The sequence below is a fragment of the Streptomyces sp. NPDC053665 genome (assembly GCF_055585285.1).
The window spans coordinates 205,846-219,355 of sequence record NZ_JBVJKK010000001.1; the positions used below are offsets into that span (position 1 = coordinate 205,846).

Here is a 13,510-nt window from a genome sequence, read left to right on the forward strand (position 1 = left end):
GAATTCCCGGCACGCGTCTTTTCTCGAGCGCTGTTCCGGCAATTCCGGTGGGCGGCACCTACACGGGCGTGAGCCGGAAGGCCTGCGCGGGACCGTGGGTGCAGGTCCACTGCTGGAGGCGGGCGCCGTCGGCCGTGGAGACGTCCGCGACGTCGAGGCACTTCCCGCTGTGCCGGGCGGTGAACTCCCAGGCCCCGTCACTCCTGGCGACCGGGCGCCATTGCTGGTTCGACGCACCTCCGTACGCCCAGAGCTGGATCCCGACGCCGTCCCCGGTCGCGCCGCTGCCTCCGGTCACGTCCCAGGCCATGGTCCCGGCGTTGCGGCTCACCACGCGGACATGACCGTCCGTGGTGGGCTGGAACTGCCACTGCTGGTTGGTGTTGCCGCTCGCACACGTCCACTGCTGCACGGCCGTGCCGTTCCCGGTGCCACCACCGGCGGCGTCCAGGCACTTGCCGCTGTTGGCGTTGACGACCTGGTACCAGCGGGCGGGGTCGATGCTGCCGCCCGGCGGCGGGGTGCTGCCGTCCGGCTCCCAGACGAACGTGGCGACGGCCCCGGCGGGCAGCGTGTACGAGAGCGACTTCCCGCCGTCCGTGAGGGAGAACGCCTGGGCGGAGGCAGCCGTGTTGACGACGTAGGCGGCGCGTGAGCCGTCCGGGTTCTCGAATGCCACGTTCCGCACTCCGCCGGCGCCCTGGCTGGTGGAGCCGATGCGCACGGCGCCCGGTTCGACGAACTTGGACAGGTGTCCCAGCACGTAGTACTCCGCCATGGGCGTGACGGTGCTGCCGTCGATCTCCACGACGCCGTTGCACCGGTTCGTGCAGTGACCCTGGTGCGGTCCACCGTTCCGGTCGAGCGCGAGATTCCAGTTGATCACGGTCTCGCCGCCGTTGCGCATATTGGTCACCACGAGGTTCTCCGAGTGCCAGCGCAGGGTGTCGGCGAAGGTCTGGGACGGATTCGCGGAGTCCGTGCCGGAGCACTCGGTGAAGAAGACCCGCTTGCCCGCCTGACGTATCTGGGACTGGTTGGCCGGGTCGCCGCCATAGCAGTGGAAGGCGGCTCCGATGACCCTGCCGATCCCCGCCGTACCGGCGAACACCGTCAGCGGGTACTGCGGGTGGTCCCAATTGTGGTCGTAGGCGAGCAGGTTGGTCGGCAGCCCGGCCGCCGTCAGCGTGCGGTCCAGTACGCGGATGAAGTCGGCCTGCTGCGTGGCGGTCATCGACGTGGAGGGGTAACTGGTCGCGAACTCCGGCTCGTTCTGCACCGTGAGGTCGGTGAGGGTGACGCCCTGCTGCGCGTACGCCCGGATCGCGCGGACCAGGTAGTCCGCGTAGTCCTGGTACCGCTCGGGGAGCAGACTGCCACCGTTGAGGGAGCCGCCGCTCTTCATCCAGGCCGGCGGCGACCAGGGACTGCCCATGAACCGGATGCCGGGGTTGACGGCGAGGGCCTGGCGCAGGACGGGGATGATCTCCTGCTGGTCGCGGCCGATGCCGAACTGACCGCGGGTGTCCTCGTAGGTGTAGAAGGGGCCGGCGTTGTAGTCGGTGCTCCCCAGAGGCTGGCGCAGGTAGTTCAGGCCGATGCCGTCCCCCTGGGAGGAGAAGAGGGACGTCATCAGCGCGGTGCGCCGGGAGGCGGGAAGCTGCTGGATGAGATGGGCCGACGCCTCGGTGACCGACGCCCCGGCCCCCGTGAAGCGCTGTTCCCGCTGCGCCGCGTCGACGCGGATGTCGATGGCCCGGGGGGTGGCGTCGAACGCGACGTCGCCGCCGGGCGACAGCTTGCGGGTGCCGTCCGGAGTGGTCACCCACACCTGGGCGACGGACGGGGCGGACTGGGCGGGCCCGGCCAGCCCCACTCCGAGACCGCCGACCGTCAGGGACAGGGCGCCGAGGAGAACGGCGGCCTTGCGTACGGCAGGGCGTGGCGCCCGGCCCGACCTCTCAGGGTTCCTCATCCACTCCACTCCTCAAGTCCGAGGGCTGTCATGTGAGTTCATGCCGTACCGGACACTCAGGTCTTAGTTCAAGGTGTGATGGAACTGCCTCCGCACCGCCCGGTCAAGGTCCGTACCAGAAAAAGTGGAAGGGAGCGCTCCCATCCTGCCGCTGAAGGGCCGCCCCCGGCCAGGATGGGCCGCCCCGGCCGAGACGGGCCGGGGACCGCCGCCGGCCGGGTCGCGCCGGCCGAACCGCCCGCGGCGGCCCCGCCGTTCAGCGGGCCTTGCGGCGACTCTGCGGCGTGAAGGCGTACAGGTCCAGGATCTCCGGCCGGGGTGCGACGCCCGGGCCGCCCGCCCGCACCCAGTCCGCGATGTCCTCGGTGGCGGCCGGGTCGTTGACCAGCCCGAGCCACACGGCGCGGGCCCCTGCCGCCCGGCCCGCCGACGACGGCTGCACCACGATGACGTTGGCCTGATCGCACACGTCCAGGCAGTCGGACACCCGCACGGGCGCCTCGGCGCGCAGCCGCGCGGTCTGCTCCGCGTGGTCGACGCCGGTCACCTTCGGGCTTCCGCAGCAGCAGTCCCGGCACACGACGATCCGGCACGGCACGGCCCTGCCCCGTCCCGTGAGGGCCCCACGGCCGAAGGCCTCGGCGTCCGTTGTCTCGGGCATGCCGAACCACCTCTCTCCGGGGAGATCCGCCCCGGCGTTCTTCGAGGAGGCGACGACGTGAGTCTCCTGGCTCCCGGGTCGCAGCTCGTCCCGGCCTTCCCGCCCCCTCACGGAGGCAGTGGCCTGCGCGGGATCCGCTCGCCGGTCACAGTGGCGGGACCGCGCCGGATTCACACCGGCTTCCTCGGACCGCCGTCGCCCTGTCGCCGCTCATCATCCCATCCGAGGCAGGAGAAGAGATAAGTATGTTGACATAGGTTTCTTCTCATAGGTACTGTCCCGGACGTGACCGGAAGCAGGGGGGCTCGCACGAGCCAGGGCCTCGACCAGGTGGCCGCGGGCCTCGTGGCGTGCCTGCCCGCGCTGAGCCGGCACCTCGAGCGGAGCATCGACGGGCGGCTGCCCTTCCCCAGGCTCCCCGAGCGGCAGTTGCACCTGCTCCGCCACGTCGCCGAACACGAGGGCGTCACCGTCCAGCGGGCGGCCGCGGCGCTGCGGATGATGCCCAACAACGTCAGTGCCCTGGTCACCCGCCTCAGCGAGGCGGGACTGCTCGAACGGCACCAGGACGACACCGACCGGCGCGTGGCGCACCTGCGCGTCACGCCGCTGGCCCGTGAGCGCATCGGCGAGGTGGAGAAGATCGCGGCGGCGCAGCTCGCGTCCGCCCTGCGCACCCTCACCGACGGGGATCTGGACGCCCTCGGCTCGGCGCTCGGCGCGCTCTCGGCCGTCACCCGGCACCTGCGCGACCAGTCCGTCTGACCGGCCGGACTCGCCGTACGCCTCCCGTCCTCGCCGCCGGCGCGGTGGGGACGGCCGCGCCGCGCCCGCCGGTCCCTGCCCCCGCACATCCACGCGCCCGTGCGGCGCGCCACTCGTCATGAGGACATCCCACCCGTGCCAGTCACCGCTGTCTCCGCAGCGCCCGCCTCCGTGTCCGCCCCCGGGCCCCGGGGCGTCCGGGCCAACCCCTGGTTCACCCTGGTCGCCGTGGCCTTCGGTCTGTTCATGGTCGGTCTCGACGGATCCGTCGTCTCGATCGCCAACGCCGAGATCGCCCGCGACCTGAACGCCACCACCGCCGAACTGCAGTGGGTCACCAACTCCTACCTGCTCGCCCTCGCCGCCACCCTGATCCTCGGCGGGAAGCTCGGCGACCGCTTCGGACGCCGGACGCTGTACCTCGTCGGCGTCGTAGGCTTCACCGTCGCGTCCGTGGCGATCGGCCTCGCCGGCTCCATCGAGGGCGTCATCGCCTTCCGCGCCGTACAGGGCGCCTTCGGCGCGATGCTGATGCCCAACACCCTCGCCCTGCTGCGCGCCGTGTTCCCACCCCGGAAGTTCGGCATGGCGGTGGGCATCTGGGCGATGATCTCGTCCGTCTCCACCGCCCTCGGCCCGATCGTCGGCGGGTTGCTCGTCGAGCACGTGAGCTGGGAGTCGGTCTTCTCCATCAACGCCCCGATCGGCGTGGTCGCCCTGGTGTTCAGCCTGTTCGTCCTGCCGCAGTCCAGGAACGAGGCGGCCGCGGGCGAGAAGTTCGACGTGCCCGGCGTGGTCCTGCTGGCCCTCGGGCTGCTCGCGGTCGTCTTCGGCGTCGTCAAGGGCGAGAGTTGGGGCTGGACTTCGCCCGGCACGCTCGGCGCGATCGCCGCGGGCCTCGTCGTGCTCGGCCTCTTCGGCTGGTACGAGACACGTGTCGCGCACCCGCTGCTGCCGATGCGCCTGTTCCGCAATCCCGCGCTGGCCGTCGGGACGGTCGTCACCGCGCTGAACTTCTTCGTCCTGCTCGGTGTGATCTTCTTCGTGATGCTGTACCTGCAGAACGTGCGCGGCTTCACCCCGGTCGAGGCCGGGATACGCACCCTTCCGCTGAGCCTGGCGTCCATGGTGGCCTCGCCGCTCGGCGCGCACCTCACCGAACGGTTCGGGCCGCGCTTCACCATGCCGCTGGGGATGGTGCTCCAGGCCGGTGCCGCCTTCTCGATGCTGGCGTGGACCGCCGACTCGTCGTACTCCGCCCTGTGGCCGCCGTTCGTCGCGCTCGGCCTCGGCGTCGGCATGGTGATGTCGGCGTCCTCCGACGCGATCGTCGGCAACGCCCCTGTCCGGGACGGCGGCGTCGCAGGCGGTCTGCAGGCCACGTCGTTGCAGGTGGGCGGCGCGCTCGGTACGTCGGTGCTCGTCTCCCTCATCAGCAGCCGCGTCGGCTCCACGCTCACCGGCTCCCTCACCGACGCGGGGGTCCCGCACACCGTCGCGGGCCGTCTGGAAGAGGCCCGGGACGCGGTCGCCATGGGGGTCGCCCCGGTCTCGGGCGCGATGCCCGCACCGCTCAGGGCGGCCGTCACACAGGGCAGTCACACCGCCTTCATGAACGGCGTCCACACCGCGGTGCTCGTCACGGGAGTCCTCGCACTCGCCGGCGCGGCGCTGGCAGCCCTGGGCCTTCGCCGCCGGAAGGACGACTGAGGACAGCTGAGGACTGCTGAGGACGGCCGGCTGAGAGGGCGGCCGACCGGAAGCCCGGTCAGGCGCTCCCCCGGCCGGTGACGCGGCCGTCGAGGTGAGTCCGGCCGACTCCTGCGGATGAAACCACGCCGCACAGTGAACGCACGGCCGCCGTTCCTCCTCCAGCAGGGCGAAATTCGCCAACCGAGAGGAATGCGCCGTGCGTTCACGTACGCGTCCCCGCCCGCACCCGGCCGGCACCCTGGTCCTCGCCCTCGCCGCCGCAGGATCCGTGCCGGGCGGACCCGCGAACGGAGCGTAGGCAGCGAGCCCGCTACGGGTCCTCTATGCGGCTTTTGCCGGAAGGTTGCTCGTTCTCCACTCGGTGACGGCCATCGTTCGGGGCCTGCCGGGCACCCGGGTGGTACGCCGCGTCCGGGAGGAAGAGCACATGCTGATACTCGCCGTCCTGCTGCTGCCCGGGCTCGCCCTGCTCCTGACGGGCATGAGCGCGATCGAGGACCGGCTCCTGCGCGAGGCGGAACCGGGCGCCCGGCACGCCCGGCCCCGTCGTCTGCGCCTCGTCCACGGGGGCAGGTCGACCGCGAACCGCGACGAGGACCGGGCCGGCGGCGCCCGCACCCCCGTGTCCGCCCGCCGCGCCGCGCCGCGCGACAGGGCTGCCTGACCGGCACGGGTGCGTGCGCGCCGTCGGACGTGCGCAGGCCCGGGGCGGGTGCTGCAATGGCTGAGGCGGGCGTCCCCGACGGGAAGGCGACGGCGTGGTCCACGAGCCGGAACACCCGAGCGACCCCGGCGACGCACAGCGGCCGGGACACCGGACGGCCGACGACGACGGCACGCGGCCGGAGCACCCCGGCGGCGCGGGGGGCGGCACGCAGCCGGAGCACCCGGGCGGCGCCGGGGGCGGCACGCAGCCGGAGGAGGCCGAACGGTTGCGGGAGCTGCTGCGCAGCCCGGGCTACCGCAAGGCCCTCCTCTTCGCGGCCCTCATCGGCGTCCCCGTGTCGCTGGCCGCCTTCTGGTTCCTGGCCGGTCTGCACGAACTCGAGCACCAGCTGTGGGACGAGCTGCCGCGTCAGCTCGGCTGGGACACCCCTCCCTGGTGGTGGCCGCTGCCGCTGCTCACGCTCGCCGGACTCGTCGTCGGCCTGGTCGTACGGCACCTGAAGGGGGCGGGCGGGCACCTGCCGGCCGGTGGTCTGCACGCGGGCGGGATGACCCCCGGGGCCCTGCCGGGCGTTCTGCTGGCGGCGCTCGCCAGCCTGCCCTTCGGCGCGGTCCTGGGACCCGAGGCGCCGCTGATCGCCCTCGGCGGCGGTCTGGCCCTGCTCTTCGCCCGGCTGGCCCGTGCACCCGCGTCGCCGCAGAGCGCGGCCCTGCTGGGGGCGGCCGGTGCCGCGGCGGCCCTGCCGGCGATCTTCGGGGACCCCGTGATCGGCGCGGTCATCCTCATCGAGGTGGCGGGGGTCGGCGGACCGCAGCTGTTCGCCGTGATGCTCCCGGCGCTGCTGGCCAGCGGCATCGGCTCGCTCGTGTTCACCGGGTTCGGCCGCTGGACCGGCCTGTCCACCGGGAGCCTGTCCCTGGACCTCGGGGTGCCCTCGCCGCGCCTGGACGCCGGGGACGTGGTGTGGTCCGTGCTCATGGCCGTGGCGATCGCCGTCGTCCTGCACTTCGTCCTGGACGGCGGCCGGCTGACGGCCGCGTTCATCGCGCGCAGTCCCGTCGTCCGTACGGCGGTGTGCGCCTTGGCGGCCGGGGTGTGCGCCGCGGTGTACGCGCTGACCGTCGACCGCTCCCCCGCGGACGTGGCCTCCTCGGGCGAGGCCACCCTGGCGCGGATGGCTCAGGATCCGCACGCCTGGGGTGTGGGCGCCCTGGTCGCGGTGCTGGTGTGCAAGGCGGTGGCGTACGCGCTCTGCCTCGGCGGCCTGCGCGGCGGCCCCGTCTTCCCGGCGCTGTTCCTGGGGGCCGCGGCGGGCGTCCTGCTGGCGCCCCTGCCCGGACTGGGGATCGTGCCGGGCATGGCCGCGGGCATGGCCGCCGCGTGTGCGGCCACCCTGCGTCTGCCGGTGAGCAGTGTCGTGCTGGTGGTCCTGCTCCTCGGCGGCGCCGGGATGACGCCCGTGGTGATCCTCGCGGCCGTGACCGCCTTCGTCACGGCCCAGTTGCTTCCGGCCGGTCACCCCGTGCCGGCGCTGGGCGAACCCGCAGGGCCGCCGCCGGGCACATCGGCGCGGGCGCCGCAGGACCGTCCCGCGCACACCTGACGCCGACCGCCGGGCGGGCCGGGCCGGGGATCGCCTGCCGGTGGGCGAACCTGCTCCCTCGGTCGGCCCAACCCGGCCCCGTGCGGCGTGCCGGCGCCGGGCCGCGGTGATTGTGTGACCCTGCCCCGGCGCCGCGGCCCGGGTCACCCGGCCAGGCAGTGGAGGAGACAGTCATCGTGCAGTCGACCGCGAGCTCGCCCCGCGACGTGATCCCCGCCCAGCTGCTGAAGGGCCAGAAGGCGTTGGTCACCGGCGCCAACTCGGGCATCGGCAGGGCGACGGCGATCGCCCTGGGCCGGGCCGGTGCGGACGTGGTCGTGAACTACGTGACCGGCCGGGACGAGGCCGACGAGGTGGTCGCGCACATCGAGTCGTTCGGTGTGCGCGCGGTGGCCCACGAGGCGGACGTCTCCGCCGAGGACCAGGTGGTGGCCATGACGGGGCGCATGGTCGAGGAGTTCGGCACGATCGACATCCTCGTCGCCAACGCCGGGCTGCAACGTGACGCGCCGCTGACCGAGATGACGCTGGGCCAGTGGCAGCAGGTCCTGGACGTGAACCTCACCGGGCAGTTCCTCTGCGCCCGGGAGGCGAGCAAGGAATTCGTCCGGCGCGGCGTCGTCCCCGAGGTGTCGCGCTCCGCCGGCAAGATCATCTGCATGAGCTCCGTGCACCAGGTCATCCCCTGGTCCGGGCACGTCAACTACGCGGCCTCCAAGGGGGGCGTGCAGATGATGATGGCGACCCTCGCACAGGAGCTGGCTCCACGGAAGATCCGCGTCAACGCCATCGCCCCGGGCGCCATCAGAACGCCCATCAACCGCGACGCCTGGGACACTCCCGAGGCCGAGGACGACCTCTTGAGACTGATCCCCTACGACCGCGTCGGCGACCCCGAGGACATCGCGTACGCGGCGGTCGCGCTCGCCTCGGACCTGATGGACTACGTCGTCGGCACCACGCTGTACGTGGACGGCGGGATGACCCTCTTCCCCGGCTTCGCCACCGGCGGCTGACCCGCACCCCAAGGCCCACCGGACGGACTCGGACAGACTCGGACGGACGGGAGCTGAGCCGCTCGTGCGCGACGGGGAGGGGCCGGGATGAGTGAGGACGAGATCCTGCTGGGCATCGCCCTGACCGTGGTCCTGGCCGTCGGGTCGCAGATCCTGGCCTCCCGGCTGCGTGTCCCGGCCCTGATCGTGCTGCTGCCGGCGGGGTTCGTCGCCGGCACGCTCACCGACGTCGTCCATCCGGACAAGCTGGTCGGGCAGGATTTCCCGGCCCTGGTGTCGCTGTCGGTCGCGCTCATCCTCTACGACGCCGGACTGGGCCTGGATCTGCGGCTGCTCAAAGGCACGACCCGCAGGGCCGTCGTCCGGCTCCTGGTGTTCCAGGTGCTGCTCACCTGGGGTGCGGTCATGGCCCTGGGACCGGCGCTGCTCGGCGTCCCGGCCGCGGTGGCCAGCATGCTCGGGGTGATCCTCGTGGTGTCCGGGCCGACCGTCGTCGCTCCCCTCCTGGAACACGTCCGGCCGTCGGGGAAGGTGCGGCGCGTCCTGGTGTGGGAGGGGTCCCTGATCGACGCGGTCGGCGGCATCCTCGGCGCCGTCGTGTTCCACTCCCTCGTCTCCGGCGGACTGCGGCCCGGCCACTTCCGGTTCGGCGCGTTCTTCGGCGGCATCGCGGTGGGGCTCGCGGGCGGTGTCGTGGGAGCCGTGCTGCTCTGGCTCACGCTCCGGCTGCTCCGCCTCGGAGAAACCCTCGGCACCCTCACCCAACTGGCCGTCGTGGTGCTGGTGGCGGCCGGCTGCGACGCCGTCTACGACGACACCGGGCTCATCGCGGCGATCGTCACGGGTCTGGTCGCCGCGAACGTGCCCGGCTTCGAGATGCCCGCACGGCGCCCCTTCTTCGAGACGCTCGTCCAGCTGATCATCGGCCTGCTGTTCGTGTCGATCTCCGCGACGGTCACGCCGGAGAGCCTGCGTCCGGTCCTGCTGCCCTCGCTGGTGCTGGTCGCCGTCCTGATCGTCGCCGTCCGGCCCGTCGTCGCCCTGGTGTCGACGCTGAGGACGGACCTCGCCCGGGGCGAGCGCGCCTTCGTCGGCTGGATGGCACCGCGCGGGATCGTCGCCGCCTCCACCGCCACCACCTTCGCCGGGGCGCTCACGGCCGACGGGCTCCACGACGCCGACACCATCCTGCCGATCACCTTCCTGGTGATCGTCGGAACGGTCGTGGTGTACGGCCTGACCGCACGGCCCGTGGCCCGCCGGCTGGGCGTCGTGACCGCCCCCCGGGCCCGTCCGCTCCTGCTCGGGGGTGACCCCTGGGTGGTGGACCTCGCCCACGCCCTGCGCACCGCGGGTGCCGACGTGCTGATGTGGGCGGCGTCGGAACGGCAACGGGCCCGGATCGAGGCCGCCGGGGTCGAACCGGCCGCCGAGGCACTGCTGGCCGCCGCCACCGACCCGGAGGCGCGGCTGGAGGGCGTCACCTCCGTGTTCCTGCTGACGGACGACGACGACTTCAACGCGCTCGTCTCGGTCGTCCTGCGGGACAGCGTCGACGGCCCGGTCCACCGGATCGGTCCGCCGCCCGGCACCTCGGGCGTGGTCGCGCCCTACGCCCCCGGGGAGACCCTCTTCGGCCCTGACCTGGTCCGGCACACCGTCGCGGCCCGTCACGGCAGCGGCGCCCGCTTCCGTGTGCAGCCCGCCTCCGCGCCGCTCCCGCCGGGGCACGACACGCTGTTCGTCGTGCGGCGGGACGGCCGTCTCGACCCGGCCACCGAGGGCGGCACACCCGCCGCCGGTCCCGGCGACACCCTCGTGCTCCTGGAACCCGACCCGGCTCAGGCCGGCTGAACCGCCCTCCGCTCAGGTCCGGTTGAGGGCGGCATCCAGGGTGATGGCCGCGTCGATCAGTGCGAGGTGGGTGAACGCCTGCGGGAAGTTGCCCAGTTGGCGGCCCTGCGGGTCGATCTCCTCGGCGTACAGGCCGAGGTGGTTGGCGTAGCCCATCATCTTCTCGAACACCAGCCGCGCCTTGTCGGTCCGGCCCGCGCGGGCCAGGGCGTCCACGTACATGAAGGTGCACAGCGAGAAGGTCCCCTCCGCGCCGCGCAGACCGTCGGGGGACGCCTCGGGGTTGTAGCGGTAGACCAGGCTGTCGCTGACCAGTTCCTCCTCCATGGCCTGCAGGGTGGAGGTCCAGAGCGGGTCGTCGGGCGTGATGAAGCCGACGGTCGCCATGCGCAGCAGGGAGGAGTCGAGGACCTCGCTGCCGAAGTGCTGGACGAACGCCCCGCGTTGCTCGTTCCAGCCCTTCGCCATGACCTGCTCGTAGCAGGCGTCGCGTGCCGCGCGCCAGCGCTGGACGTCGGCCGGTCTGCCGTTGGACTCCGCGAGCCGCAGCGCACGGTCGAAGGCGACCCACGACATCACCCGCCCGTAGGTGAAGTTCTCGCGGCCGCCGCGGGTCTCCCAGATGCCCTCCTCCGGCTGGTCCCAGTGGTCGACCAGCCAGTCCAGGTCCGTCAGCAGCGCGTTCCAGCCGTGGTGCCCCACCCGCAGGCCGTGCCGGTGGGCGAAGGAGATGCTGTCGAGCGCCTCTCCGTAGATGTCCAGTTGCAGCTGGGTCGCGGCGCCGTTGCCGATCCGCACGGGCGCGGAACCGGCGTAGCCCTCCCAGTGGTCCAGCGTCATCTCGTCGAGGTCCTGGGAGCCGTCCACCGCGTACATGATGTTCAGCGGCCCGGTGTCGCTGTCCCGTCCGGCGCGTTCCTCGACCCGGTCGCCGAGCCACTGGATGAACGCCCTTGCCTCCTCGGTGAACCCCAGCCCGAGCAGGGCGTACACCGAGAAGGAGGCGTCGCGGATCCAGGTGAACCGGTAGTCCCAGTTGCGCTCGCCGCCCAGTTGCTCGGGGAGCGCGGCCGTCGGGGCGGCCACCACCGCACCGGAGGGGGCGTACGTCATGAGTTTCAGCGTGATCGCCGAGCGCTCCACGGTCTCGCGCCAGCGTCCGGTGTAGCGCGACTGCCGCAGCCAGCCGCGCCAGAACGCGACCGTGCCGTCGAAGAGCCGCCCGTACTCGGCCAGTCGGATCTCCCTGGGCGGGCCCTCGGCGGCCCATTCCAGCACCATCCCGCGCTCCAGGCCCGCCTCCAGGGTGAGGGTGAAGTGCAGGGCTTCCCGGCGGTCGGTGAGGACGTCGAGCAGTTCCTCGTCGTCCGGTTCCCGCACGGGGTGCACGGTGAGGCGCGCCCCGCGCTCCCCGGCAAACACCGCCCCGTGCTCGCTGATGTGCAGCCGGTGGGGTTCCCGCCCGTAGTCGAAGCGGGGATCGACCTCGATCTCGAAGGTCATCCGGCCGCGTACGCAGCGGATCATCCGCACCAGCCGGTGGCTTTCCGTGACGGAGGTGCCGGTGACAGGCATGAAGTCGATCACTTCGCCGGCTCCGGCCTCGGTCATGAAGCGGGTGACCAGGATCGCCGTGTCCGGCAGGTACAGCTGCTTGGTGGCGTAGGAGCGGTGGCGGGGGCGGATGGTGCAGTGCCCGCCCTTGGTCCGGTCCAGGAGCGCGCCGAAGACGCTGGGCGAGTCGAACCTCGGGACGCAGAACCAGTCGACGCTGCCGTCCGTGGTGACCAGTGCCGCGCTCTGCAGGTCACCGACGAGTCCGTGGTTCTCGATCAGCGGGTAGTCGTCCATCGGGCCGCCCTTCCGGTGCGCGATTCACCCGAACGCCCCCGGCATCAGAGTAAGCCGGAGCCGCGGGCCGGCGCGCGGGCTGAACGCGGCGGCGGGGTGGGGCGAGCGGTGCCACGGCCCGTCCCTTCCGCGTCCCGGGCCGGTGGCGGGACCCGCGGGCGGTACGGCGGGGTGCCGTGGGCCGCGAGGTCGCGCACTCTGGGTGAGGAAGGGAGCAGCGTGATGGGGACTTCTCCAGGTGTTTCGCGGGCGAGGTGGGCACGGCCGGCGTGTGCGGGTCGGGGCCGCCTGCCGTGTGGCCGGGCCGCGGGCCGTCCCGGTGCCGCGGGCCGTCCGGGCGCCGCGGACCTCCGGGCGCCGATCGGTGCGGGCCCCGCACCCCGCCCGGCGGAGTGAGCCGCGGAGCCCGCGTGCCACGCCGGCCGTCCCGGGTGTCCGGCCCGTCGCGGCGGCGGGCCCGGACCGGTGGGCGGGCCGGCAGGCTGCGCACGCTCGCCGCGCGGCTGAAGGCACGTTTTCCCCTGCTCACGGCGGTGGTCGAGCGCATGGTGGAGGTCAACGTCTTCGACTCGGCGACCCGCATCGCCGCGCAGTCCTTCCTCACCGCCATTCCCTTGCTCTTCGTGCTCGGCGCCTACGCTCCGTCGGCCCTGAAGGACCAGGTCGCGGTCTCGGTGACTGCCGTGTTCGGGCTGACCGGGCAGGAGAAGGCCCAGTTGCAGCAGCTGTTCCAGCCGCCGACCGCCGAGTTGCGGCAGGCGACCGGTCTGATCGGCGGTCTGATGGTGCTGCTGTCGGCCACCGCGGTGAGCCGGGCCGTGCAACGGCTGTGCAGACGGGCGTGGCAGCTGCCGCGCTCGGGCCCGTCGGTCGCCGCGTGGCGCTGGCTGGCGTGGATCGCCCTGTGGCTGGGCGCCCTGGCCGTGCAGGGGCTGCTGCGCAACGAGCTGGGGGCGGTCCTGGGCTTCACCATCAGCCTGCTGATGCAGACGGCCATGTGGTGGTGGACCCAGCATCTGCTGCTGGGCGGCCTGATCGGCTGGGGCCCGCTCCTGCCGGGGGCCGTGGTCACCGCGCTCGCGGTCAGCGGCCTGTCGGTCGCCGCCCACTTCTACATGCCGCGCGCCCTCAAACGGGCCCTGGACGCCTACGGGGCCGCCGGTTCGGTCTTCGTGCTGCTGTCCTGGCTGATCGTGCTGTGTGTGGCCATCGCGGTCGGGCTGAGCGTGGGCGCCGTGCTGTCCCAGGCCCCGCCGCTGCGTCGCAGGCTCGGCACCGTCGTACCACCGCCGAAGAACACCTGACGAGCGCCGCCCGGTCGGCGTGCACGGGCCGGTCGCGTCGGCGTGAAGAGGCCGGTCGCGTGTCCGCCGCACGCTCGAGGCAGCTCCCTCAGCTTCTGTGC

10 protein-coding genes and 1 riboswitch are annotated in these 13,510 nt (G+C 72.9%); of the genes, 7 read left to right on the top strand and 3 right to left on the bottom strand.

Annotated features, from left to right (window positions below; genetic code table 11):
- Nucleotides 1-58: 58 nt before the first annotated feature.
- Both ACZ6ZN_RS00800 and ACZ6ZN_RS00805 read right to left on the bottom strand, forming a co-directional pair.
- Complete coding sequence (locus ACZ6ZN_RS00800) at nucleotides 59-1,975, bottom strand: RICIN domain-containing protein (RefSeq protein WP_469642045.1); 1,917 nt, start codon at nucleotides 1,973-1,975, stop codon at nucleotides 59-61.
- Nucleotides 1,976-2,231: 256 nt separating this feature from the next.
- Nucleotides 2,232-2,636, bottom strand: coding sequence for a (2Fe-2S) ferredoxin domain-containing protein (locus ACZ6ZN_RS00805; protein ID WP_451877524.1), 405 nt, complete (start codon nucleotides 2,634-2,636; stop codon nucleotides 2,232-2,234).
- Between the two features lie 39 nt (nucleotides 2,637-2,675).
- Nucleotides 2,676-2,867, bottom strand: a riboswitch (cobalamin riboswitch).
- 54 nt (nucleotides 2,868-2,921) lie between these two features.
- Between ACZ6ZN_RS00805 and ACZ6ZN_RS00810 the strand changes: the two genes are divergently transcribed.
- The 6 genes from ACZ6ZN_RS00810 to ACZ6ZN_RS00835 all read left to right on the top strand — a co-directional run bounded on the left by ACZ6ZN_RS00810 (nucleotide 2,922) and on the right by ACZ6ZN_RS00835 (nucleotide 10,254).
- A complete protein-coding gene (locus tag ACZ6ZN_RS00810; RefSeq protein ID WP_469642047.1) occupies nucleotides 2,922-3,401 on the top strand; it encodes a MarR family winged helix-turn-helix transcriptional regulator in 480 nt (159 codons plus the stop codon).
- 135 nt (nucleotides 3,402-3,536) lie between these two features.
- A complete protein-coding gene (locus tag ACZ6ZN_RS00815; RefSeq protein WP_469642049.1) occupies nucleotides 3,537-5,111 on the top strand; it encodes an MFS transporter in 1,575 nt (524 codons plus the stop codon).
- A 430-nt stretch (nucleotides 5,112-5,541) separates the two neighbouring features.
- Nucleotides 5,542-5,778 carry a hypothetical protein gene (locus ACZ6ZN_RS00820; RefSeq protein ID WP_469642051.1) on the top strand — a complete coding sequence of 79 codons (237 nt, stop codon included), beginning with the start codon at nucleotides 5,542-5,544 and terminating at the stop codon, nucleotides 5,776-5,778.
- Between the two features lie 268 nt (nucleotides 5,779-6,046).
- The gene (locus ACZ6ZN_RS00825; protein WP_469643899.1) at nucleotides 6,047-7,384 is read left to right on the top strand and encodes a chloride channel protein; all 1,338 of its coding nucleotides are present in this window, start codon (nucleotides 6,047-6,049) and stop codon (nucleotides 7,382-7,384) included.
- A gap of 176 nt (nucleotides 7,385-7,560) precedes the next feature.
- A complete protein-coding gene (locus tag ACZ6ZN_RS00830; protein WP_469642053.1) occupies nucleotides 7,561-8,400 on the top strand; it encodes an SDR family oxidoreductase in 840 nt (279 codons plus the stop codon).
- Nucleotides 8,401-8,487: 87 nt separating this feature from the next.
- Entirely contained in the window at nucleotides 8,488-10,254 is a 1,767-nt protein-coding gene (locus tag ACZ6ZN_RS00835; protein WP_469642056.1) for a cation:proton antiporter, read from the top strand.
- A gap of 12 nt (nucleotides 10,255-10,266) precedes the next feature.
- On the opposite strand, the gene ACZ6ZN_RS00840 is transcribed toward ACZ6ZN_RS00835, so the two are convergent.
- Entirely contained in the window at nucleotides 10,267-12,105 is a 1,839-nt protein-coding gene (locus ACZ6ZN_RS00840; RefSeq protein ID WP_469642059.1) for a glycoside hydrolase family 15 protein, read from the bottom strand.
- Nucleotides 12,106-12,515: 410 nt separating this feature from the next.
- Here ACZ6ZN_RS00840 and ACZ6ZN_RS00845 point away from each other — a divergent pair, with 410 nt between their 5' ends.
- Nucleotides 12,516-13,409: a YhjD/YihY/BrkB family envelope integrity protein gene (locus ACZ6ZN_RS00845; protein WP_469642060.1), complete on the top strand. Its 894-nt coding sequence runs from the start codon at nucleotides 12,516-12,518 to the stop codon at nucleotides 13,407-13,409.
- Nucleotides 13,410-13,510 lie beyond the last annotated feature (101 nt).